Annotated in this window: 20 protein-coding genes and 1 pseudogene; 11 read left to right on the forward strand and 10 right to left on the reverse strand. The window is 68.9% G+C overall.

Annotation, left to right across the window (positions count from 1 at the left end; translation table 11 throughout):
- The first annotated feature begins 200 nt into the window (after positions 1–200).
- The 4 genes from V5B39_RS00120 (at position 201) to V5B39_RS00135 (ending at position 7847) form a co-directional block, all read left to right on the forward strand.
- Positions 201–761: a hypothetical protein gene (locus V5B39_RS00120; RefSeq protein ID WP_332340411.1), complete on the forward strand. Its 561-nt coding sequence runs from the start codon at positions 201–203 to the stop codon at positions 759–761.
- A 285-nt stretch (positions 762–1046) separates the two neighbouring features.
- On the forward strand, positions 1047–3524 hold the full coding sequence (locus V5B39_RS00125) for an SUMF1/EgtB/PvdO family nonheme iron enzyme (RefSeq protein WP_332340413.1): 2478 nt from the start codon (positions 1047–1049) through the stop codon (positions 3522–3524).
- A 393-nt stretch (positions 3525–3917) separates the two neighbouring features.
- On the forward strand, positions 3918–7505 hold the full coding sequence (locus tag V5B39_RS00130) for an SUMF1/EgtB/PvdO family nonheme iron enzyme (RefSeq protein WP_332340415.1): 3588 nt from the start codon (positions 3918–3920) through the stop codon (positions 7503–7505).
- A 66-nt stretch (positions 7506–7571) separates the two neighbouring features.
- Positions 7572–7847 carry a formylglycine-generating enzyme family protein gene (locus tag V5B39_RS00135; protein WP_332340417.1) on the forward strand — a complete coding sequence of 92 codons (276 nt, stop codon included), beginning with the start codon at positions 7572–7574 and terminating at the stop codon, positions 7845–7847.
- A 186-nt stretch (positions 7848–8033) separates the two neighbouring features.
- On the opposite strand, the gene avd is transcribed toward V5B39_RS00135, so the two are convergent.
- Entirely contained in the window at positions 8034–8378 is a 345-nt protein-coding gene (gene avd, locus V5B39_RS00140) for a diversity-generating retroelement protein Avd (RefSeq protein WP_332340419.1), read from the reverse strand.
- On the opposite strand from avd, the gene V5B39_RS00145 reads away from it, so the two are divergent.
- Positions 8353–9588, forward strand: a complete 1236-nt coding sequence (locus tag V5B39_RS00145) for a reverse transcriptase domain-containing protein (RefSeq protein ID WP_332340421.1) — start codon at positions 8353–8355, stop codon at positions 9586–9588. The two genes, avd and V5B39_RS00145, sit on opposite strands and share 26 nt — an antisense overlap.
- Positions 9589–9989: 401 nt before the next feature.
- On the opposite strand, the gene V5B39_RS00150 is transcribed toward V5B39_RS00145, so the two are convergent.
- The gene (locus V5B39_RS00150) at positions 9990–13178 is read right to left on the reverse strand and encodes an SUMF1/EgtB/PvdO family nonheme iron enzyme (protein ID WP_332340423.1); all 3189 of its coding nucleotides are present in this window, start codon (positions 13176–13178) and stop codon (positions 9990–9992) included.
- A 113-nt stretch (positions 13179–13291) separates the two neighbouring features.
- On the opposite strand from V5B39_RS00150, the gene V5B39_RS00155 reads away from it, so the two are divergent.
- A complete protein-coding gene (locus V5B39_RS00155) occupies positions 13292–13474 on the forward strand; it encodes a hypothetical protein (RefSeq protein WP_332340425.1) in 183 nt (60 codons plus the stop codon).
- 38 nt (positions 13475–13512) lie between these two features.
- Here V5B39_RS00155 and V5B39_RS00160 read toward each other — a convergent pair whose 3' ends face one another.
- The 5 genes from V5B39_RS00160 to V5B39_RS00180 are packed head-to-tail and all read right to left on the reverse strand — an operon-like array spanning position 13513 to position 15637.
- Complete coding sequence (locus V5B39_RS00160; protein ID WP_332340427.1) at positions 13513–14172, reverse strand: histidine phosphatase family protein; 660 nt, start codon at positions 14170–14172, stop codon at positions 13513–13515.
- Positions 14173–14185: 13 nt separating this feature from the next.
- The gene (locus tag V5B39_RS00165; RefSeq protein WP_332340429.1) at positions 14186–14473 is read right to left on the reverse strand and encodes a CIA30 family protein; all 288 of its coding nucleotides are present in this window, start codon (positions 14471–14473) and stop codon (positions 14186–14188) included.
- Positions 14463–14666, reverse strand: coding sequence for a hypothetical protein (locus V5B39_RS00170; protein WP_332340819.1), 204 nt, complete (start codon positions 14664–14666; stop codon positions 14463–14465). The genes V5B39_RS00165 and V5B39_RS00170 overlap by 11 nt, the downstream gene beginning before the upstream one ends.
- Positions 14573–14890 (reverse strand): DUF3429 domain-containing protein, encoded by a 318-nt coding sequence (locus V5B39_RS00175; protein ID WP_332340431.1) that lies wholly within the window; start codon positions 14888–14890, stop codon positions 14573–14575. Before V5B39_RS00175 ends, V5B39_RS00170 begins: the two co-directional genes overlap by 94 nt.
- 6 nt (positions 14891–14896) lie before the next feature.
- Complete coding sequence (locus V5B39_RS00180; RefSeq protein WP_332340433.1) at positions 14897–15637, reverse strand: SDR family NAD(P)-dependent oxidoreductase; 741 nt, start codon at positions 15635–15637, stop codon at positions 14897–14899.
- A 206-nt stretch (positions 15638–15843) separates the two neighbouring features.
- Here V5B39_RS00180 and V5B39_RS00185 point away from each other — a divergent pair, with 206 nt between their 5' ends.
- The 5 genes and pseudogenes from V5B39_RS00185 (at position 15844) to V5B39_RS00205 (ending at position 18812) form a co-directional block, all read left to right on the forward strand.
- Positions 15844–16065, forward strand: coding sequence for an FAD-dependent oxidoreductase (locus tag V5B39_RS00185; RefSeq protein WP_332340435.1), 222 nt, complete (start codon positions 15844–15846; stop codon positions 16063–16065).
- On the forward strand, positions 16062–17471 hold the full coding sequence (locus V5B39_RS00190; RefSeq protein ID WP_332340437.1) for a 3'-5' exonuclease family protein: 1410 nt from the start codon (positions 16062–16064) through the stop codon (positions 17469–17471). Before V5B39_RS00185 ends, V5B39_RS00190 begins: the two co-directional genes overlap by 4 nt.
- Before the next feature lie 60 nt (positions 17472–17531).
- Positions 17532–17702: a hypothetical protein gene (locus V5B39_RS00195; protein WP_332340439.1), complete on the forward strand. Its 171-nt coding sequence runs from the start codon at positions 17532–17534 to the stop codon at positions 17700–17702.
- Positions 17698–17796: pseudogene (locus V5B39_RS00200) on the forward strand (VapC toxin family PIN domain ribonuclease); the annotation flags it as partial. The gene V5B39_RS00195 and the pseudogene V5B39_RS00200, both read left to right, overlap by 5 nt.
- Positions 17797–17912: 116 nt before the next feature.
- The gene (locus V5B39_RS00205) at positions 17913–18812 is read left to right on the forward strand and encodes a LysR family transcriptional regulator (RefSeq protein WP_332340441.1); all 900 of its coding nucleotides are present in this window, start codon (positions 17913–17915) and stop codon (positions 18810–18812) included.
- Between the two features lie 111 nt (positions 18813–18923).
- Here V5B39_RS00205 and V5B39_RS00210 read toward each other — a convergent pair whose 3' ends face one another.
- The 3 genes from V5B39_RS00210 to V5B39_RS00220 form a co-directional block, all read right to left on the reverse strand.
- Positions 18924–20363, reverse strand: a complete 1440-nt coding sequence (locus tag V5B39_RS00210) for a dihydrolipoyl dehydrogenase (RefSeq protein ID WP_332340443.1) — start codon at positions 20361–20363, stop codon at positions 18924–18926.
- A 69-nt stretch (positions 20364–20432) separates the two neighbouring features.
- The gene (locus tag V5B39_RS00215; protein ID WP_332340445.1) at positions 20433–22502 is read right to left on the reverse strand and encodes a 2Fe-2S iron-sulfur cluster-binding protein; all 2070 of its coding nucleotides are present in this window, start codon (positions 22500–22502) and stop codon (positions 20433–20435) included.
- 25 nt (positions 22503–22527) lie between these two features.
- Positions 22528–23163, reverse strand: a complete 636-nt coding sequence (locus V5B39_RS00220) for a glutathione S-transferase family protein (RefSeq protein ID WP_332340447.1) — start codon at positions 23161–23163, stop codon at positions 22528–22530.
- Positions 23164–23180: the final 17 nt, after the last annotated feature.

The raw sequence follows: 23180 nt of genomic DNA on the forward strand, positions 1-23180 counted from the left end.
CTGGCCAGACCTGAAGTCGTTCGCGATGGTTACGAGCGGGCGGACGATCAAGGGACAAACCTCCGTTGGTCGCCGTTTTGTAACTGCTCAGGCTCCCATTCTGGCTGGGACGTGGAGAGGCAAGCGGTGCGCGATGCCATGCAGTCGGGATCAATCCGCCCGCCAACTGCGGACGCGAATCAGATTAGTATTGAATTTCAATGACATGGCGAGGTGTGTATGATGTCGCGTCTTCGACGGCAGCGGCGTCGGTGAGGAAGGCGATGATTCGCCTCTCGCCGCTGCAGCGTGGACAGACGAGCGGAAAGACCACATCGATCCGCGCCAGCAGCAGCGCCCAGGTGGTGCGGGCGGCGCGACGGAGGATCGCTGCCGCTTTCCCCGGTGCTTCCTCTGTCCCCTTGGACGACCGGCTTGGCGTGACGATTGGCGCAGCGATTGACCCGGTTGCGTCTGCCGCCGGGACCCGGCTTGAGGCGCTCATGGACCCGGTGTTCGGCGTCGATTTCACGCCAGTGCTCCAGCGCGAAGGCCGGTCGAGCGCAGGTGCGCAGCAACCGTTCCAGGTCCGGGCGGTCGGCGCCTTCGATGCGCACGCTGGCGTCGGGCGAGAAGCCGCCACCGTGCGCCGAGTTCGCCATCGCCTCGGCGTCTTCCGGCTCGAGCACACCGCGGCGGGTGAGCGCGCGCAGCAGACGCCGGCAGACCCTGGCCTGGACTTCGTCGAGCCACTTGAAGCAGTCCTCGCCTGCGGCGGGTAAGCCCGCAAGGTCATGGCGGGTGCCCTCTGCTCCGTGACCGGGCTCAGGTCGTCGACGCCGACGTTCCCAAATACAACCGTTTTGCAACGATGCTGTTTTTCTGTCCCGCGCCGAATCGCCATGGCTACCGCCCGTGCGCGCAGGGCCGTGCCTCGCCGGGTCGGGCTTCGTTCCCCGGCCCAGGCCGCGCGCCGTCGGCCCCTCTCCGATCGTCGCGCCGCCTGCCTGTTGGCGGAGCGATCGCCAGGGTTCACAATGCTCGGCGGGTGAGCAGGGAGGAGAACGATGACAACGCTCGAACGGGCAACGCGGCTGCTGCTGCCGCAGATGGGAAGCGAACGCCGCGACACGCTGCTGACGCTGGCCTTTCACGGCGAGCTGCGGCCGCTCTACGACGCCATCGACCAGGCCGGGGCGAGCGACGCTTTCACCGTCGCCTGCGTGCGCACGCTGCTCGAGCGCGGCTGCGTCGGTTCGCGGCATGCGCTGTCGCGGCTGCTCGAGGTGGCGCAGAGCCACGCCGGCGACGAGAAGCGCGCCGACTTTGCCGATCTGATCGGCGAACTCGACGCGGGCTGCGTCCGCGAGCCGGACGCCGACTGCCCGTACCGCGACCTGCGCGCCTTTCGCGAGGAGGACGAGCCGCTGTTCTTCGGCCGCGACGCCTGCACGCGCGAACTCGTCGCCGCCGTCGACCGCTGCCCGCTGGTCGCCGTCGTCGGTGCGTCGGGTAGCGGCAAGTCGTCGGTCGTGCAGGCCGGGCTGATCCCGCTGTTGCGCCGCCGCGGCGGCTGGGCGGTGGCGATCGTGCGACCGGGCCCGGAGCCCTGGCGCAGCCTTGCCGGCTGCCTGCTCGAGCAGATCGAAGGCGAGCCGGCGGCCGACCAGCGCGTGCAGCGGCAGTTGGCGATCGGCGAACTCGCCGGCGAACTGGCGCGCGGCGTCGCCGGCGGCGCCCGCGTCGGCCTGACGCACCTGGTCGACAGCCTGCTCGCCGTCCACCCGGGTAGCCGCCACCTGCTGCTGCTCGTCGACCAGTGGGAGGAACTCTACACTTACCGCGAGGCCGACGCCGCCACGGCCGCCGCTTTCGCCGACCGTCTCATCGAAGCGAGCGAGCGCGCGCCGCTGCGCATCGTGCTGACGCTGCGCGCCGATTTCACGGGTCGCGCGATCGACCACCGGCCGTTGCGCGACCACCTGCAGCAGGCGACCGTCTTCCTCGGCGGCATGAACCGCGACGAGCGCGAGCGAGCGATCCGTGGCCCGGCCGAGACGGCCGGGCTGCGCTTCGAGCCGGGTCTCGTCGCCCGCCTCCTCGACGAGGTCGGCGACGAACCCGGCAACCTGCCGCTGCTCGAGTTCTGCCTGACCCAGCTGCATGCGCGCCGCCAGGATGGCACGCTCTGCCAGGCTGGTTTCGAGGCGATCGGCGGCGTCCGCGGCGCGATCGTCAGGCGCGCCGACGAGCTCATCGACGAACTGGCGGCGCGCGCGCCCGGCAGTGAAGCGACCGCCCGCGACATCTTCCTGCAGCTCGTCCAGCTCGGCGACGGCAGTGACGACACCCGCCGGCGCGCGTCGCTCGGCGATTTCGACGAGCGTGCGCGGGCGCTGATCGGCGAGCTGGCGAACGCGCGCCTGCTGGTCACCGGCCGCGACGCCGGCAGTGGCCAGGAGACCGTCGAGGTCGCGCACGAAGCGCTGATCCGCAACTGGCCGCGGCTGCGCGACTGGCTGCAGCAGGACCGCGACGACCTGCTGCAGCGGCGCGAGATCGGGCGTGCGACGGCGGCCTGGACGGCGCACGGCGACAGCCATCGCTGGTCGGACGAGCGCGTCATGCTCGAGACCGCTCCGATGTTGCAGCGTCTGGCGCCGCGCTTCGCGCTGAGCGCGAGCGAACAGCGCTTTCTCGGGCCGCTGAGGGTCGACGAGATGCTGACGCTGCTCGACGATCCGGCAACGACGCACGCGCTGCGCGCGACGATCGGCGACCGCCTGGCGCTGCTTCCCGGCGGCGATCCGCGCCCCGGCGTCGGCCTGCGCGATGGCCTGCCGGACATCGTCTGGCACGAGATACCCGGCGGCGAGGTCGAACTCGCGGTCGATCCGTCCGGATTGCTGCGCCGCTGGCGCGGTCGCCCGCGCTTCGCCGCCGAGCCGTTCCACATCGCGCGCCATCCGGTGACCGTGGCGCAGTGGCGGGTGTTTCTTGCGGCGGCGGATGGCTATGACGCGCTGGTGCGCCGCGTGCGCGGCTGGGAAGCCGCTCGCCAGCGGGGTCGCGACAACCAGCCGGCGGTCGACCTGACGTGGTACGAAGCGATGGCTTACTGCCAGTGGCTCGGCGCTGCGCTCGGCCAGGCGATCCGGCTGCCGGCCGAGTGGGAGTGGCAGCTCGCGGCGAGCGGCAGTGATCCGCTCCGCGAGTACCCCTGGGGCGGCTGGCAGGAGGGACGGGCCAACACCTTCGAGAGCGGGCTCGGCCGGATGACCGCGGTCGGAGTCTATCCGCCGGGGACTTCGGAGCAGGGCGTATGCGACCTTGCCGGCAACGCTTGGGAGTGGTGCCTCAACCGGTTCGACAAGCCAGGAGACGTCACGACCGGTGGCGACGCCCGGCGCGTGGTGCGCGGCGGCTCCTGGCGCTACGACCGCGGCGTCGCGCGCTGCGCCTGCCGCGTCGTCGATGGCCCGGGCGGCCGCAGCGGCGGTCTGGGTTTGCGGTTGGTGTGTGTCTCCCCCATCCTGAAGCGCTGACCCCTGGATCTCTGATCTCTGTCATCTCTGCTGCACTGGTACTCTGAAACGCCGCGCAGCGGCGTTTTGCGGGGCGCGCAGCAGGCCCCTGTGCCCCCAGGCTTCGCCCCGCTCCGCGCCTTGCCCATGCAAGCCTGCCGCCGACCGCGGCAGGGATGACGCGAAGCCGAATGCGCCGCACCTGCCGGGCAGCGCGGCCTCGTCTTCCTGCCGCCGCGCTGCTTGGCCTGCGCCGGCGATGCCCAAGGCGCGGGCATGCCAGCGCTCGCCGGAGGAGCCGCGGCCGGCAGCGCAGACCCCGCCGGGCGGCGTTTTCGGTTAGCATCATCGCTGCGGCGCACCGACCATCCGGACGCCAGCCAGCCCCCCCATTGCCGCTACCGACCGCAAGCCATGGACGACTTCCTGCCGCGTGCAGCGCGACTGCTGCAACCCCATCTCGGCGAGGAGCACCGCGCCGCCCTGCTGGCGCTCGCCTTCCACGGCAGCAAGCGGGCGATCCTCGACGGCATTTCGCAGCGCGGCAGCAGCAGCGACTTCACGGTGCGTTGCGTCAGTCAGCTGCTCGACCGCGGTTGCGTCGGCGCGCGGCACGCGCTGTCGCTACTGCTCGAAGTCGTTCGCGCGGACGCCGGCGACGAACTGCAGGCGAGCTTCCAGACGCTGATCGACGAACTCGACCGCCGCTGCATCGCGATCCCGACCGTCGGCGCGGCCAACGCCGCCGGCAGCCCGTCGCCGCCGTCGACCAGCGCGGCAGCGGCTGCAGCGGGCGGCGCTACCCGGTGCGCGAAGCCCGCGCCAGCCTTTCCGGCCGACGCAGCAACGGCGCCGCGCGACTTCTTCGTCAGCTACAACGGCAACGACCGCGACTGGGCCGAATGGATCGCCTGGCAGCTCGAAGACGCCGGTTACAGCACGATCGTTCAGGCCTGGGACTTCCTCGCCGGCGGCAACTTCGTCCTGGAAATGGACCATGCGGCGCGCAGCAGCCGGCGGACGATCGCCGTCCTCTCGCCCGACTATCTGGCGGCGCGCTTCACCGCCGCAGAGTGGGCCGAGGCCTTCGCCCGCGATTCGACCGGCAGCGATGGCGTCCTGCTGCCGGTGCGGGTTCGCGACTGCGACCCCGCCGGGATGCTGCGCGCCATCGTCCATGTCGATCTGCTCGGACTCGACGAGCCGGCGGCACGAGACACGCTGCTCGCCGGCATCGGCGGCGGTCGGCGCAAGCCGTCGCGTTCGCCGGGTTTTCCGGGTCGGGGCGCGGCACCGGCGTTTCCGCAGCAGCGCCGGGAGGGCGCACTGCCGGCCGGACTGCTGGCGCTGCGGCAGGCGCTGCTCGCCGGCCAGCCGCTGCCCGAATTGCCAGCGGGCGCGCTGCAGGAGATCGTCGGCCACGCGCCGCGAACGCTCGCCGACTACCGCCTGGCGCGAATCGCCGAATGGTCGCAGCCGCGCCATGCGCTCGACAGGCGCTTCACGCGGCTGACGCTGCTGCTCGACCAGGGCCCGGAGGCGCAGGGAACGCGCTGGCAGCCGCAGCCACAGACTTTCGACGACCTGCGCGAAGTGCTGGCGCAGGCCGGCGAGCGGGCGCTGGTGCTGCTCGGTCCGCCGGGTTGCGGCAAGAGCACACTGCTGCGCCGGCTCGAACTCGACCTCGCCGCGGACGCCCTGCGGGCAGCGGCTGGCGAGGCGTCGCCGCTGAGCTTCCTCGTACCGCTCAACCGCTATCGACCGGCCCGCCCCGGCGAAGCCCTGCCCCTGCCGGGCGACTGGCTGGCGCAGGAATGGGCGCGACGCTGTTCGCAACTGCCGGCATTCGGCGAACTGCTGGCGAGCGGGCGGCTCGTCCTGCTGCTCGACGCCGTCAACGAGCTGCCGCACAGTGACCAGGCCGACTACCGCGAGCGCATCGCGCTCTGGCGCGACTTCGTCGGCGAGCTGCCGGCGGGAACGCGCGTGCTGTTCTCGTGCCGCAGCCTCGACTACAGCGCCAGCCTGTCGACGCCCGAAGCGCCGGTGCCGCACGTGCGCATCGAGCAGCTCGGCGATGCGCAGGTCGCAGCCTTCCTCGCCGCTTACGACGCCGAACGTGGCCCGCTGCTCTGGCAGCAACTGCGCGGAACGCCGCAGCTCGAGCTGTTCCGCTCGCCGTACTACCTCCGCCTGCTGCTCGCCCAGGCCGGCGCCGGTGGTCCGCTGCTCAACGGCCGGGCGGCGCTGTTCACCGCCTTCGTCCGCCAGGCGCTGCAGCGCGAGATCACCGCCGGCAATCCCTTGTTCCGCCCCGGCGCGCTGCTCGACCAGCGCGACCACGAACGGCTGGCGCAGAGCGCCCGCGCCTGGCGCAACGCCACCGACCTGCCGCAGCGCGGCCCGCTGCTGCCAGCGCTCGGCCGCTTCGCCTACGACCTGCAGTCGCGCCGCGCGCCCGGCGAAGCGTCGCGCCTGCGCGTGCCGTGGGACGACGCGCGCGAACTGCTCGGCGGCGAACGCGGCACGCAGCACGGCGACGATCTGCTGCACGCCGGCGTCGCGCTGCAGGTGCTCGACGAACAGTGGGACGACGTCTTCTACGTCCATCAGTTGCTGCAGGAGTATTTCGCCGCGCGTGCGCTCGCCGCCGATCCGCAGCCCGAACTCGCCGCCAGCGCCTGGCGCGCCGACGCGATGCGGCCGAGCCTGGCGGAGGTGCTGGCCGGCCTCGCCGACGCCGATCCGCTGCCCGAAGCGCCGGCGACCGGCTGGGAAGAGACTTTCGTGCTGGCTGCGGCGATCGCGCGCGACGCGGACGCTTTCGTCAGCGCGCTGGTCGACCGCAACCTGCCGCTTGCCGGCCGCTGCGCCGCGCCGCCCGACGTGCCGGTTTCCGTCGCGCTGCGCCGTCGTCTGCAGCAGGCGCTGGTCGAGCGCAGCCGCGACCCGGCTGCCGACCTGCGCGCGCGCATCGCCGCCGCCCGCGCGCTCGGCGAACTCGGCGATCCGCGTTTCGCGCAAGGCCGCGGCCCCGACGGTGACGACTTCCTGCTGCCGCCGCTGCGGACGATCGACGCCGGGCGCTACTCGGTCGGCAGCGACGAAGGTCTCTACGAGGACGAATCACCGGCGCACACGGTCGATCTGGCGGCCTTCGCGATCGCCTGCTTCCCGGTCAGCAACGCCGAGTGGCGGCTGTTCATCGCCGCCGGCGGCTACGACGACGAGCGCTGGTGGCAGGGCGACGCGGCGCAACGCTGGCGGCGCGGCGAGGGAACCGCCGACGGGCCGAAGCAGCAGGCGCGAGCGAACCGGGAGTGGTGCCGCGACGATCCGCAGCGAATCGGCGAGCTGCTGCGGGAAGGCCGCATGCATTCGCAGGAGGCCAAGTGGTGGGAAGACCTCGTGCGGATGCCCGACGCCGAATTCGAGGCGATGCTGGAAGAACGGTACCCCGGTGGCCGGCAGACGCAGCCTGGGTTCTGGAACGACCCGGCGTACCACGACGCGTCGCAGCCGGTGGTCGGTGTCTGCTGGCACGAGGCGCGCGCCTACTGCGCGTGGCTGTCGGCGCAGACGGGGCAGCTCTGGCGGCTGCCGAGCGAAGCCGAATGGGAAGCGGCGGCGCGCGGGCCGGAGGGCCGGCGCTACGCCTGGGGAGACGAGTTCGACGCGAGCCGCTGCAACTGTTTCGAGAGCCACGTTCTCGGCACGACGCCGATCGGCGTCTTTCCCGATGGCGACACGCCCGAAGAACTGGCCGACGTGAGCGGCAACGTCTGGGAGTGGACGAGCAGCGCTTATGAGCCGTATCCCTATGCCGCCGATGCCCGACGTGAGGGCGCCGACTCAGACGCCCGGCGCGTGGTGCGCGGCGGCTCCTGGAGCCTCTTCCGCGACCTCGCGCGCTGCGCCTTCCGCAACGACGATGGCCCGGGCGACCGCTACCTCAATCTGCGTTTGCGGTTGGTGTGTGTCTCCCCCATCCTGAAGCGCTGACCACTGGATCTCTGATCTCTGTCCACTCTGTTGCTCTGACACTCTGAAACGCCGCTGCGCGGCGTTTTGCGGGGCGCGCAGCGCCCCGCGCGCACGGGAAGCCCCTCGGTTTGCTCGCCTGCAGCCACTTGTCAGCGAAGCGCCGAGGCGCGATACTGCAGGCGCCGGTGCAAGCCGGCGGGGCGGCCTGATACGACCCGGCGCGTGGTGCGCGGCGGCTCCTGGAACAACAACCGCGACAACGCGCGCTGCGCCTACCGCAACGACAATGACCCGGGCAACCGCAACAACAATCTGGGTTTGCGGTTGGTGTGTGTCTCCCACATCGTGCAGGCCTTCTGAAAACCCGGCCCGCGAGGGCCGGGCCGGAAATGCCCGACAACCACGGTTGGCGGGCCGAGGCGAAGGCACTGTGGATGGCGCAGGCTGGTCCCGTCCGCACGGATTGCCCCCCGGGGCGCGCGCCGTCGGGCAGATAGAGAAGAGAGGCGCCTCCCGGGCGTAAGCCCCGAGGCGCCTCGCCCTGCGTCAGCGTGCGCTCTGCTTCAGCCAGCCGCCGAGCAGGCGGCCGATCTCGGCGACGATCGCGCTGACGTGTTCGTACTGGCCGGCGTTGAGCCAGCGCCAGTCCCACGCCAGGCGCAGGTACAGCCGCAGGTGGTTGAGCGCGGCGTCGGCGCGGCGAAGCGCGTCCAGCCGTGGCGCGCCGCGCTGGCTCTGCGCCTCGAACAGCGCTTCCTGCAGGTTCAGCGCGGCATCGATCAGGCGCTGCGTGACGGTGAAACGGAAGGCGCGCGGGAATTTCTCGGCTCTCGGCAGCAGCCAGGCGAGCAGGTCATAACAGCGGGTGAACACGATCATTTCTTCAGGCATCGGCTTCTCCGGTGAGCAGGCCAGCACTTCAGGGATGCCGGGTGCGGGCGCCAGCGCAGCGTACCAGCGGATTGCCGGCTGGGAGAACCTGCTGGCGTCGCATGGCAAGGCGGCGCGGGGCAAACGCGGCGGGCACGCGGCGGCGGCTTTCGAGTACCAGCTCGCCGACCACCTGCTGGCGATCCGGCGCGATCTGCAAGGTGGCAGCTACCGCCCGGGGCCCTACGTCCATTTTTACATCGAGGAACCGAAGCGGCGCAAGATCAGCGCCGCACCGTTTCGCGACCGGGTCGTCCAGCACGCGCTGTGCCGCGTCATCGAGCCCCGTTTCGAGCGCCTGTTCATCGCCGACAGTTACGCCAATCGCGCCGGCAAGGGAACGCACCGGGCGGTGGACCGTCTGCAGCAGTTCGCGCAGCGTTACGCCTACGTGCTGCGCGCCGACATCGTCAGGCACTTTCCGTCGATCGACCACGCGATCCTGCGCGCGACGCTGGCGCGGACGATTCCCGAGGACGACGTGCTGGCGCTGGTCGATCGCATCCTGGCGAGCGGTATCGGCGTGCTCGACGACGAGTACGAGATGGTCCATTTTCCGGGTGACGATCTGCTCGCCGCCTGCCGCCCGCGCGGATTGCCGATCGGCAATCTGAGTTCGCAGTTCTGGTCGAACTGCTACCTGCACCCCTTCGACCAGTTCGTGACGCGAGAACTGCGCTGCCCGGCTTACCTGCGCTACGTGGACGACTTTGCGCTGTTCAGCGACAGCAAGCGCGAACTGTGGGCCTGGAAGCGTGCGCTCGTCGACCGTCTGGCGCAGTTGCGGCTGACGATTCATGAGACCGAGGCGCAGGTGCTGCCGACGCGCTGCGGCATCCCCTGGCTGGGCTTTGTCGTCTACCCGACGCACCGGCTGCTGAAGGCGCGCAAGGTCCGCGCCACCGTCAGCCACCTCGGCGAGCGTCTCGACGACTACCGCGCCGGGCGGATCAGCTTCGGCGAGTTCGACGCCAGCGTCAAGGGCTGGGTGAACCACATCCGCTACGCCGATTCGTGGGGGTTGCGGAAGGAGGTGTTTCGCGGGCTTCGGTTCACGATGCGGCCGCGGTCGCCCAAGGCTGTGCCGGAGTGGGCGGCGATCGGTGATGGCGGCATGACAGGCGCAGCCTGCGAACCCGGGCGGCCGCTGCGCGTCGCCCGCAAGCCGTAGCTTGGGCTGAGCCTGCGAAGCCCAACGCCCGAGGGCAGCGGCGCCCCCAAAGGGCGAAGCTCGACGGCGAGGAGCCGCAGCCCGCCGTCGCGGGCGCGTTGCAGCTGTTGGGCTTCGTTCCTCAGCGCAACCTACGTGCTGCGTCCGGCCTGGCTGCCGAGGAGGCAGTGCGGCTGGCCGCCGCAGCCATTGCCGGCCGGTGCACGGACAGGTTGCTCGCCATCGATGGCGGCAGCAACGCAAAGGCGTCGGGCGGCCAGTTCACCCGGATTCGGCCGACCGTCCGGCAGCCACCCCCCCATTTTTTTGCGCGCGGGGCGCTTCGCGCCCCGCAAAACGCCGCTGCGCGGCGTTTCAGAGTGCCAGTGCCGCAGAGTTGACAGAGATCAGAGAACCAGTGGTCAGCGCTTCAGGATGGGGGAGACACACACCAACCGCAAACCCAGATCGCCGTTGCGGTTGCCCGGGACATAGCCGAGGCGGCAGGCGCAGCGCGCGACGACGCGGCCGTAGCCCCAGGAGCCGCCGCGCACCACGCGCCGGGCGTCGGCCCTGAGCGCCGTCTGGCGAGGATCTGCGTGCTCGCTGAGGCACCACTCCCAGACGTTGCCGGCGAGGTCGAGGACGCCCTGGGCGGAAGCCCCGGCCGGATACATGCCGACCGCCGTCGTTCGGCCCAGCCGGCTCTCCGAAGTGTTCGCACAGCCTTCCCGCCAGTAGCCCCAGGGGTATTCGTTGCCGCGTTGACCGCCCAATGCCGCCTGCTGCCACTCGGCTTCGGTCGGCAGCCTCACCTCGTGCCCCAGCCGCGCGCTCGCCCAGCGGCAGTAGGCGATGGCGTCGTACCACGAGACGTTTTCAGCCGGGCAGTTGCCGATCGGCCGAAACTGCTCGCCCGGTGAGGCTTCGCGTTGCAGCCCCTGCCACCAGTGCTGGTGGTCGGCGTAGCCCTGCGGGTCGGCGACGAAAGCCTGGTACTGCTGCCAGGTCAGCGGGTAGCGGGCGATGAAGAAGCGCTCGACTCGGAATTCGCCACGACCGTCTTCGAGTTCCACCGTCCCAGCCGGGATCTCGCACCAGTCGATGTCCGGCGCGCCGTCGGCCAGCATGCCGACGCCGGGCCGCGCATCGCCGATGCTCGCCAGCCGGTCGCCGATCTCGGCGCGGCGGTAGTGGCTCGTCGCCGGCTGAGCGATCTCGGCCAGGAGCCGTTCGGCTTCCGGACGCAGGAACGAGCACGCCGGCTCCGCGAGGTCCGCTCGGTCCTTGCCCAGCCGCGCCAGCGCTTCGAGCACCGGCTGCAGGCGCTCGTGCGGCCACAGGTGGCTGGTCGCACCGCCGCTGCGCTGCCATTCGGCGGCCGCCGCCTCGGCCTGGCGCAGCGTGCGCAGGTCGTCGGCGCGTTCGCCGATCCAGTCGCGCAGTCGGGGCCACTCGCGGAACAGCGCCTCGTGCGCGACTTCGATGACGGCGCCGGCGGCGCCCTGGCTGCTGACCAGCAGCCGCGCATCGATGAATGCGTCGAGCAGGCGTTCGGCGTCCTTGCCCGACGCCAGGCGCGAACGCGGCAGCCGCCGGCGGGTGGCGACGCCGCGTTCGTCGACTTCGACGAGTTCGCCGAAAACCGGCTGCAGCAGCGCCTGTGCGGCAGCCGGCAGCGCCTGGAAGGTCTTTTCGGCGCGGCGGCTGATCGCCCCGCGGACGCCGCCGAAGCCGTCGTAGGCGGCGTGCGTCAGGCGGCCGGCTTCGTTTCTCGCTTCATACAGCTCGTGCAGCGCGAAGGCGAGCAGCGCGAGCGCGCCGGCATCGCTGCCGGTCTCTTCGAGGATGCGCGCCGCGAGGCCTTCGTCGAGGTCGAGTCCGGCGCGCGCCGCCGGCGCGGTGATCATCTGGAACAGCGCGGCGAGGCCGGGGGCGACGACCGGCAACTGCTCGGCGCACAGCGCCTCGGGCAGCCGCGGCCAGGCCAGCCAGCGCGGATAGAAGTCGGCGCGCATGGTCACCAGCAGACGCAACCGCGGCGTTGCCGCCGCCGCCGCGAGCAGCTCGACGAAAGGCGCGCGCTGGCTTTCGGCGACGACGGTGAGCAGTTCCTCGAACTGGTCGATGAAGACCAGCATCTCGGCCCAGTCCGGCTGCGTGGCGAGGATCGCGGTCGCGTCGGCGGCGACGCTGGCGGGATCGCCGGCGAGCTTCGCCGCCAGCTCGCGCGGTGTGATCGGCTCCGGCAGCAGCGGCGCCAGGCGGGCGGCGAGTGCCAGGAAGGGGTTGTCGCCGAGTTCGCCAGGGGTGAAGCGCAGCCCGGACCACTGCCTGCGGTCGGCCGCGCCGGCCGGCTGTACCTGCGGCAGCAGCCAGCCTTGACTGCCCTCGATGGCGTTGTCGGCGAGCCGCGGCAGCAGTCCGGCGGCGACCAGCGACGACTTGCCCGATCCCGACGCGCCGACGATGGCGATGAAGCGGCCACCGTCGGCGAGCCGGCGAACGAGCTGGTCGGTTTCGCGGCCGCGGCCGAAGAAGATCGGCGCGTCGGCCGGCGTGAAGGCGCGCAGGCCGGGGAAGGGTGATCCCGTCCAGAGCGGCAGCGGCGCGGCAGCCGGTCCGGCGGGCGCGGCCGGCGCTGGGCTGGCTGCCGGCTGCGGTCGGCGGCGCAGCAATCCAGCGATCAGCGATCGCAGGTGCAGGCCGAGGTCGCGGCCGAAGGCTGCGGGGGCGGCATACTCGTTCACCCCGCCGCGGATCGACCCGTCGGGGTTGCGGAACGTGGCGAAGAACGCCTCGACGCGGCGGCGCTGGCCCAGCCGGTCGTCGAAATCGGCGTCGTCGGGGTCGAGCAGGCATTTCCCGGTGCGGCGATAGACGAGGATCTGCGGCCGCCCGCAGCGCTCGGCGGCCGCCAGCGCGTCGAGATACTCCCATTCGGTTCCCGAGACGTAGGTGCTGCCGTCGGGCTTGCGGTACGGGTCGGCCGGCAGTGGCGTTCCCATCCGCGACCAGACGATGACGACGACGATGTCGCATTGCGCAGGCCGCGGCAGCCCGGCGGCGATCGCCGCCTGTGGCGTCATCGTCGCCAGCATCGGCGTGCCGCCGCCGGGCTGGTCCCAGGCGACGGTCTCGATCGTCAGCTGGCCGCGCAGCAGCGGGTCGTAGGGGATCTGTTCGAGGACCTGCCGCGCCAGTCCACGCTCCTCGCTGACGTCGCCCGGCGAGGCGAGAAAGACGCGCAGGTGCAGTGGCGTTGCGGTGGCGCTGGTGGCGCTGGCGGCGGTCGAGGTGGTGGCGGGGATCATCGCCGCGAGCGCGGCGACGCGCGCTCGGCAGCCGTCTGCCACCCGCTCGCGCGCGAAGTCGAGCAGTTTCGCCAAGGCCGGCGGACCCGTCTCGTCAGCGCGCGCCAGCGCGTCGACCAGCCGCAGGACGAAGGCTTCGACCGGACTCTGCCACTCGCTGCCGGTGATCTGCCGCAACGCCGGGCTGTCGGCGCCCAGTGCCAGCGCCAGCAGCTCGCGGCGCCGGTCTTCGCGGGCGAAGATCGGCGCGAGCAGGGTGATCAGTTCGTGCCGGGTGGTGTCGTCGAGACGGATCATCGGGTGCTGTCGGTGGTGGTGGCGCAGCGGCGTCAGGCGTGCCAGTATGCCCCGGTTGGCGGTGCCGCGACAATCGTTTGCCGTCGCGGCAGGCCAGCGGATGGGTGTCCGTGGTGCCTGTCCCGCTTGCCACACCCGGCGAATGGTCAACCCCGCCGCGCATCTGGCCGACCACCTTCTTCCGCGACTGCCGGTTCGCAGGTGGCTGCGCTTTTCCCCTGCAGCACGATCCGGCGATCGAGACGCCGGCGCTGCGCATTTTCCGGAGCGTCGTCGAACGGGTTTTGCAAGGATAAGAAATCCAACGGCACCGACGAGCGTATATGAACCTTCATCAGGGGGCGTCAATCTCGACATCACCGACCAACTCGGGCCCGGCGGCGAAGGCGACCAGTTCAGCTTTGGGCAGGCCGTCTGAAGTCCCCGGCACCTCCATCGGGATGGTGCCAAGCCACTGCGGCGCGCCGGTCCCGTTGAGCTGGAAGATGCTGCCGCCACCGGCGGGAGGCGTTGCCCGGCTAAAGGCGTTCACCACGACTTGATGGGTGACCAGGATCACCGGCGGGCCATCGACGGGCAACCTGGCGAGGAAAGCCCGCAAGCCGTCGAGAATCACTGGCCTGTCGTCCTGCCTTTCAAAAAACGAATTCAGTGCAGGCAAGGGCTCTACCCGGCCAAGGTCCAGCAGGCGGGCCGTTTCGAGCGCGCGGCACCACTGGCTTGCGAAGACGCTCGCTTTCGCCACGCCGGCCGCACGCAGACGCTCTCCCAGCCGTCGCGCCTGAGCCCGGCCACTGGCATCGAGATTGCGCTGTGTGGAACAATCACCGATGACGAAATTCGGCGGGTCGCCGATCCCCGGCGCGTGCGCATGCCTGAGCATCAGCACCCGACCTGGCTTGGCCAGTTCGCCAAGCGGCAAGGACGACTCATCGGCACCCGCCGGCACGGAGGATGAGATGAGCACAAGAGAAAGAATGAACGCTTTGAACATCGTCGTGCTTCCTTCAGCGAACCCGTTCGATCGTCCGCAGATCGAGCCTGAACGGACCCAACTGTCGATCGGCGATCAGAAGACCCACCTGTCGTGCGCGTGAGAGGCCAAGCGGTGGCAGATGGTCGACGACACGTCCTCGCCAGGTCGGGACAAAATCGGCTGCGGCCAGTCGCAGTATCGTCCATTCGCCGGCAGGTGGCTGCAGAGCCGCCTGGTAACGGATGCCTCCCATCCGACCCGGCAGCAGCCGGGAACACTGGGCATGGAATCCATCGCCACGAGGGCTGCTAGCGGCCATCCGAAGAATCCGGGCTTTCCGAATCCTCGACGGGATCAACGTCCGCCACGTCAGCCGGACCTTTCATCACCATGACGATGAACGCGGCAATCGCGACCGTCAGCACCGCCGTCCGGTGCAGGACCAGAATACTGATCGCCACAATGTCGACCAGGCCAGCAGTGCCGGGACGATACTCCAGACGAAGCGCCATGTCCGCAGACTCGCACGCAGATCCCGAGTCATGGCGAATCCCCAATGCAGGGCGCCGACGAAGCTCGGGATCACCGTAGCGTAGGCAAGCCGCGCCTCGTTCCGGAGCTGCGCGTGCTGCGCATTGCCGAGGCTGGCGGACGCCAGGACGAGAAAGGGCAGCAGCCCGCCGTAACCGAGCCAGGCGACACGGCGCGCAAGGGGCTCAGGATGAGGGTGATCCATGCCGCCTTACCTGACCAGTGGTCGAAGGGTGGAAAAGCCGGCGTCCATCGACCAGACCTGACCGGTGACCCGCGCCGCCTTGTCCGAGAGCAGCCAGACCATCAGTTCGGCCAGTTCGTCCGCGGAACCGATTCCCGGCAAGGGGTACTGGCGAGCCGCTGCGTCGCGGCCCATCGCGCTGCCCAGAATGGCGGTCGCGGCCGGCGTGTCCATGATGCCGGGGGCGACGGCGTTGATGCGGATGCCATTGCCCGCATAGGTCGCCGCAGCACTGCGTACCAGTCCTTCGACGCCGGCCTTGGTGGCTGCTACCGCCTCGTGATTGGGAGTGCCGATGCGTGCCGCAGCCGACGAGACCAGCACCGCCGACCCGCGAGTCTTGGCGTCGCGCAAGGCACCGACGAAAGCCGCCAGGGTATGGAAGGCACTGATCAGATTGGCGTTGAGGCAGGCAGCAAAGTCGCTCTCGGCCTGTCGATGCAATGCGCCCAGCCGAATGTTGCCGACGCAGTGTGCGAACGCCGTGGGCAGCATCCGATGTGCCTTGGCCACCGCGAAAATGTGGCGTGCTCCGGCCACGCTGGAGCAGTCGGCGACCACCTGAAGAGGGTTGTCGCCGAAGCTGCCGGCCAGGCGCTCGCCATCCCGGCTGGTCACGATCAGTCGCCAGCCTGACTCAGCCAGCCTGGCCGCCATCGATTGACCCAAGCCGCCGGCTGCTCCCGTGACCAAGGCTATTCTTTCCATGACATCTCCGCGTCAGTCCTTCTGCTGCCCACCACGCCCCCGCCCTAAAGAAGTGCAGGACGCTTTGACAGGCCAGCGAGCAGCATCTGGGGAATTGTAATGGACACTAATGAAAAAAACGTTAAAATAAACCAGAAGTGGCTAGAATATAGGGTGTCAAATGCAAATTGTCCAGGACAATATTCCCGTGATCATGAAGACAGGCGATGGCTCAAGATCTGGCGTCGACCATTGACAGGAAAATCATGAATTCGACGCCGCGTGTTGCGCTGATCGGCGCCGGCATCGCCGGACTGTCCTGTGCCTCGCAACTACAGCAGGCTGGCCTCGAAGTCAGTCTGTTCGACAAGCGTCGCGGCGCGGGGGAACCCTTGGCAGGGAGACCGCTCGACGGTTGGCTCGGCCGCGCACCGGGCCTGCTCCCATGATTCCCGCGCGGCTGGCCTTCATCGCCCTGGAAACCACCGGGGCCAATCCGCTACGGGACCGCATCACGAGGATCGATGTGCTCGAAGCAGAGGGTGATCGGGTCGCGACCTGGAGCACCCTGGTCAACCCACAGCGATCGATCCCTGAGTTCATCCAGCAAGTCAACGGTATCCGCAACGAGACGGTAGTCGACGCGCCTCCCTTCGCTCAGGTCGCGGCAGAACTGGCCGATCGCCTGCATGGGCGTCTGTTGATTGCCCGCCATGCCCGCTTCAACTATGGCTTCGTCAAGAGTGAATTCCAGCGCCTGGGGAAGTCCTTCCGGGCCGACGTGCTGTGTACTGTGCGCCTGTCTCGCAAGCTTTTCCCGGCACACCAGAAACACAAGCTGGACAGTCTCATGATCCGTCATGATCTGGCGACGGGCGACCGCTGCCGCGCCTTGACCGACGTCCACCGGCTTTGGCAGTTCTGGCGCCTGTTGCAACGGGATTGCGGCGAAGAGGCTCTGGCCGAGGCCGTCCGTCAGCAGCTCGAACGCCCCAGCCTGCCGCCTCATCTCGATCCTGCCCTGCTCGACGATCTGCCCGAATCCCCCGGGGTGTACCTGTTCTACGGCGACAACGACGCGCTGCTGTACGTGGGGAAAAGCGTCAACCTGCGTCAGCGCGTACGGGCTCACTTCGCGTCCGATCTGCGTGATTACAAGGAGATGCGCCTCAGCCAGCAAGTGCATCGCATGCACTGGCATGAGACGGTCGGCGAACTCGGCGCCCTGCTGCTGGAATCGCGACTGGTCAAGGAATGCCAACCGATTCACAATCGTCGCTTGCGCCGCTCTTCGGATCTGTGCACCTGGCAGTGGGTGCAAGTGGTCCCAGGCGAATGCCGGCTCACACTGGTCAGTGGCCAGGCTGCCGATTTCGTGCGTTCGGAAGGTCTTTTTGGCCTCTTTGCCAACCGTCGGGAAGCCACCGAAACCCTGCGCGAGATGGCTGCAGCGCATCAACTGTGTCCGATCATCCTCGGTCTGGAAAGACCCGCCCGGCCTGGACGACCCTGCTTCGCCCACCAGGTCGGGCAATGCCGGGGTGCCTGCGTGGGCAAGGAAGCCCTTGGCGTGCACAGCGCTCGTATGCTGTCGGCGCTGACGAAGCTGAAGCTTGCCGCCTGGCCCTACCCCGGAGCGATCGGCATCGTCGAGCGGGACGAGCTGCGGGAAGTGGAGGAAGTCCACGTCGTGAACGGCTGGCGGCACCTGGGCAGCGCGCGCAGCGAGACCGGGATCCAGCAAATCCTGCTGGGTCAGTCGGGTCAGGGGCGGTTCGACCGGGATACCTACAGACTGCTCGCCGCGCATCTGGGAAAAGGGCGAGTACGGGTGCGCTTGTTGTCCGAGCGGTAAGGCCTCGCCAACGGTGCGAGATTCCTGTCGTCTGTTCAGATCTGGATTGCCGTGCCTGGCATGAATCTTCCCCGCCGGCCATGGCTGGTCCTCTACTGCGGCGATGAAATCGTTTTGCGCGCAGCGCCGGTTGATGCCACCGGGATCTTCGATGCGCTGGTGAGCCTGACCGCCGACTTCATGGCCGATGGCCGCGACGATGCCCCGCCGCAGGAGCGGGAAGCCCTCTGATCTGTGGCTCGCCGCCCACGTCCGTGCCGAAGGGTGGATCCTGGTGACCAACAACGAACGGGAGTTTATCCGCGTGCCGGGTTTGCAGGTGGAGGTCAAGGAAGGCCGGATAAATCGGCTAGAATCCTTCAGACATGACCTGCGGGGGGGGGCCTCCGCACCGTCACCCGGAAAACGGCCAGATCCTGGCGCAAGGGAGTTGGCGACTGCATGGACAGACTTCAGCACATGAAGGTACTCGTGGCCGTGGTTGATGCCAACGGCTTCGCCGGTGCGGCGCGCAAGCTCAACCTGTCGCCATCGGCAGTGACGCGAGCCATCAACGAACTCGAGCGGCAGCTCGGTGTTCGTCTGCTGGCGCGCAGCACGCGCATCGTCCGGGTGACTGACTCCGGTGCACGCTATGCCGATGACTGTCGGCGCATTCTGGCCGACGTTGCCGAAGCGGACGAGTCGGTCGGCGGCACGCACAGGGCACCGCGCGGACGCCTGACGCTGACGGCCCCGGTGCTGTTCGGTGCCCAGTTCGTCACCCCCATCGTCACCGAATACCTGTTGCGCTATCCCGAGGTCAGCGCTGTCTGTCTGTTTCTCGATCGTGTGATCAACCTGCTCGACGAAGGCGTCGATGTGGCGGTGCGTATCGGCGCACTGGCCGACTCCTCGCTGCAGGCCGTGCCGGTTGGACACGTGCGCCGGGTCATTTGCGCGGCCCCGGCTTATCTTCACCAGTGTGGCGAGCCGCGTACGCCCGATGACTTGTTCGGCCACCGGATCGTCTCGGCGGCAGGCGTCACGCCGACGCCGGAATGGCGACTGATGGAGAACGGTGCGCCACGCGTCGTCAAGCTGCAAGCGCGCATGACCACCACCAGCAACGATTCGGCGCTGGCGGCGGCATTGGGCGGCTTTGGCCTGACCCGTCTGCTCTCCTACCAGGTCGCTGAACACTTGCGCAGCGGCCGCCTGCAGGCCGTGCTCGGCGACTTCGAGCTACCGGCGCTGCCCGTGCACGTGCTGCACCGCGAAGGACGACATGCTTCGCAGAGAGTACGCGCGTTTCTTGATCTGGCGGTCGAACGTTTGCGGGCGGAGCCGGCGCTGAGTTGAATCGGCGTTTTCTGGCGGCCTGAACGCGGTAGGCAAGCCCAGGTTCTGCGGCCGTCCAGCCTGGCGTCAGCAAGAGCGTCCACTGCAAAAGCAGGGTGCCCGGGCCGCAGTTCACGCGCCCGGACCACAGTCGAGGCAACGCTCGACGGGCGGCGGCCCCATGCGCAATGCGCGTTGTAGTCCGCGCAGCGCCGTTCGCAGGCCCTCCTCGATGACCGGGTGGTAGAACGGACTGTCGAGCATCTCCTGCACGCTGTCGCCTCGCTGCACCGACCAGGCGAGCAGATGCCCCAGATGCTCCGCCGCCGGACCGACCATTTCGGCCCCCAGCAGGCGACCGCTGCGCCGCTCGGCGTAAAGATGCAGGGCGCCGCGATTCTTCAGCATCACACGGCTGCGCCCCTGATCCTCGAACGAGACCTCACCCACGGCAAAGTCCAGCCCGGAACGCAACAACTGCGCGTGGCTCTGTCCGGCGAGCATGACCTGCGGATCGGAGAACACCACCGACAGCGGGGCGCGACGCGGACGCACGCGCACATCGGGGAAGCGGCCGGCATTGTCACCGGCGATGCGACCCTCGTCCGCCGCCTCGTGGAGGATCTCCCGCTCATGGGTGGCGTCGCCGGCGATGAAGACGTGGCTGTCGGCGATCTGGCCCGTGCATGGATCGAACACGGGCACGCCGCGCGTATCTAGCGGCAGCCCACTATGCTCCAGGCCTAGCGCCTGCAGATTGGGACGGCGGCCGCTCGCGGCCAGTATCCACGCGTAGCGTTGTTCAGCGGCCGGCTCCTCGTCACCGACGCGGACGGCGACCTCGTTGCCGACACGCCGAAGGTGTAGGTCGGAAACGCCCAGGCGCATCGGCAGTTCCTCCGCGAAGATCTTGCGCGCTTCGACCTGCAGGGTGGGGTCGGTGAGCGGCCCGACGCGCTCGCTGCGGCCGTAGACACCGACGCGCACGCCCAGTCGATGCAAGGCCTGCGCCAGCTCCAGGGCAATCACCCCGGTACCGAGCACGGCGACGGACTGCGGTAGCGATTGCCAGGCAAAGACGTCGTCGTTGACGATCAGCCGATCGCCGGCGGCCTCGCGCCATTCGGCCGGCACGTTCGGGTGTGAGCCGGTGGCGATGACGATGCGCCGCGCCTCGACACGCGTGTGCTCGCCAACCTGCAGCGTGTGACCGTCGAGAAAACGGGCGTGACCGCGCAGGCGGTGCTCGGCCGGCCAATGGTCCACCGCCTCGGTGACGAAGCCGACGAAGCGGTCACGTTCATTGCGAACCCGCTGCATGACGGCGGCGCCATCGATGCGCAGCGAATCGGCGACGACACCGAAGGCGTCGGCGTGTCTTGCCGCATGCGCGGCCTCGGCAGCGGCAATCAGCAGTTTGCTGGGCATGCAACCGACGCGCGCGCAGGTGGTCCCGTACGGCCCTCCCTCGATTACCAGGACGCTGCGGGTATGCGCCAGCGCGGCGCGGTAGGCGGACATTCCGGCAGTGCCGGCACCGATCATGGCGACATCAACTTTCAACGTGTTCATGGACAAACTCCTTTCCTCGAGTCATTTCTTGCCGATGCCCGCTGCCGGCGAGAAGCTGGCATCGGCACCTTACAAGTCCAGCACCAGTCCTGTCGCGCTGCCGACTCCCGCCGCCGGCACCGAACAGCAAATCAGAATCTCGTCGGTCCCCATGGCGACCGCCGGCGGCGACGTGTAGCTGACCTGGCCTGCCATTATCCGGGTCTTGCATGTGCCGCACGAACCGCCTCGGCAACTGAATTCCGGCGTCAGCCCGCGCGCTTCGGCCAGTTCGAGCAGGCTGCCGTCACCCGCTTGCCAGCGGGCCTCCTTGGCCGACCGCGCAAACACGACCGCGACGGAAGTTTCGGTCACCGGCAGGGTGGGCCGGCGGTCTTCCGTGACCGCTTCCGTTACCCGCCGGCGCAGCGACGAGGGGCCAAACTGCTCGACGTGAATTCGCTCGTCGGCAATCTGCATCGCCCGCAAGCCGTCGTACAGGTCCTGGGCAAACGCCGCCGGGCCGCAGAGGTAGAAGTCAAAATCGTCGAAGGGCAGGATGGCCTTCAGCAAGCGCAGGTCGATGCGGCCCTGAACGTCATAGTCACGGCCGAGAACGGCCGTGGGTTCGGGCTGACTGAGAATGCGCACCGCCTCGACCGCACCATCGGCACGCTCGACCAGTTCCTGCAGTTCGCCGGCGAAGGCCCGCTCGGCCAGGGTGCGCGACGCATGCACGAAGAAGGTCTGGCGTACGCCGCGGGTACGCAGGCCTTCGTACACCACTTCGCGCAGCATGGCGAGCAAGGGGGTGATGCCCACTCCGGCCGACAGGAGCACCAGCGGTCGGGTTTCATGCGGGTCCACGACGAAATTGCCCAGTGGCGCACGGGCTTCGATTTCATCGCCGACGACGGTGTGGTCATGAAGGAACTGCGAAACCCGTCCTTCGCGTTTGACGCTGATGCGATAGCAGCCATCCGACGGCGCCACCGACAGGGTGTAGGTGCGAATGACCGGCGTGGCTCCCGCGCCGACGGCCAGCCGGATGGGCAGGTGCTGCCCGGCCTTGAAGAGCGGCAAACCGGCATCGTCGGCGGCTTCGAGATGGAACGACTTGATGGTCGAGCTTTCGTTGGTGATGCGTGCGATGCGAAAACGCCGCCACTGGTTGCGCAGTGCCTGTGCTTGCTGGCGGGCCAGGGCTTCTTCCCACGACCCGGTCAACAGCGAATTGGGAGAGACCTCTCCAGGGCGCCAGCGCAGTTTCAGCACGCCGCGGCGGCGTACCGCCTTGTCGACGTGCAGACGCCAAAGCCGCTCGGCCCCCTGAAAACTGCTGACTTCGTCGCCCGTCAGAACGAGGTCGGTGCGGCCGGTGAGCTGCAACAGATCGCCATTGGCAAAGTCGATGAACAGCAGGCCCGCCCGCGGATTGACCCGCAGATTGCCGAGCGTGTTGAAATGCAGGTTGCCGGCAAAATCGGGGATGGTCAGCACATCGCCGTCGATACGCACGAAACCGGCCTTGCCGCCGCGATGCGAGGCGTCGACCTGGCGTCTGCCGGCATCTCCCTCCGGATCCACGTAGCTGGCGACGAAGAAGGTGTCGGCAGCCCGGATCATGGCATTGGCCTCGGCGTCGAGTGTCGACAGGACTTCCGCATGACCGGTGAAAGGCTCGGCGGGATCAGCGGAAAACGTGACGCTTCTTGCCTGAATGTACTGCGGACAGTTGCCGAAGGCCTGCTCGACCTGCAGCGTCAGCCGGCGGTCGTCGCGCGCAACGACTCTGCCATTGACGCGGTTGCGGCGGCGCGTGTGCAGCTCGATGCCGAGCACGCCGATGCCGTCGCCCGGCCTCAGGGCATCGCCAGCGGGATCTCCCTGGCCGGGCAGGGCGTTGATCTGCAGGTGCTGCGCATCGGCTGACTGCGCCAGACCGGTGCGCGCCTCGACGAGTGTCGCCCAGGGATCGCCGGTGGCGTCGACGGCGGCGATCACCAGGAACGGCAGCTGCCGGTAGAACGCGCGATGCTGCTCCGGCATGAAGTCGCGGATGACCTGGCGACCAAAGACCTCCATGCGCTCGGCGACGCCAACGCTTTGTTGCAGCTCGCGTTCGCCGCGGTGCCAGGGGGAAGCTGTTGTGGCGTTCATCCTTGCCGACTCCCGGTTGCGGTGGTCAAGCCGCCAGTCCAGCGGCGGTCTGCTGCATGCCGACAAAGCCGGGCAGACCTTCGATCCTCGCCAGCCAGTCGCGCACCTTCGGGTAAGCGTCCAGGGACACGTTGCCCTCGGGCGCATGCGCGAGGTAAGTGTAGGCTGCCACATCGGCGATGGTCATTCCGTCACCGACGAGGAAGGCGTGCCGCGACAACTCCTCTTCAATGACCTTCAACACGGCGTGTGCAAGAGCAATCGCTTCGTCGGCATTCTTCTTCGCCCCGAATACCGTCACCAGACGCGCCACCGCCGGCCCGAAGGCAATCTGGCCGGCGGCCACGGACAGCCACCTTTGCACCGCGGCTTCGCCGACGGCATCGCTCGGCAGCCAGCGCTCGCCTCCGTACCGGCGTGCCAGATAGACGAGAATCGCGTTCGAATCGGCAACGATCGTTCCGTTGTCGTCGATCACGGGAACCTGCCCGAACGGGTTCAGGGCCAGGAACTCGGACTGCTTGTGCGCGCCCTTCATCAGGTCGACGTCGACGAGTTGCGTCGGCAAATCGAGCAGTGAGAGCATCAGTTGCACGCGATGGGCGTGACCGGACAAGGGGTGGCGATAGAGTTTGATGGGGGTGGCGGGGGTGGCGGACATGAGGATTCTCCAGAGGT

Source organism: Accumulibacter sp. (genome assembly GCF_036625275.1).
GTDB lineage: Bacteria > Pseudomonadota > Gammaproteobacteria > Burkholderiales > Rhodocyclaceae > Accumulibacter.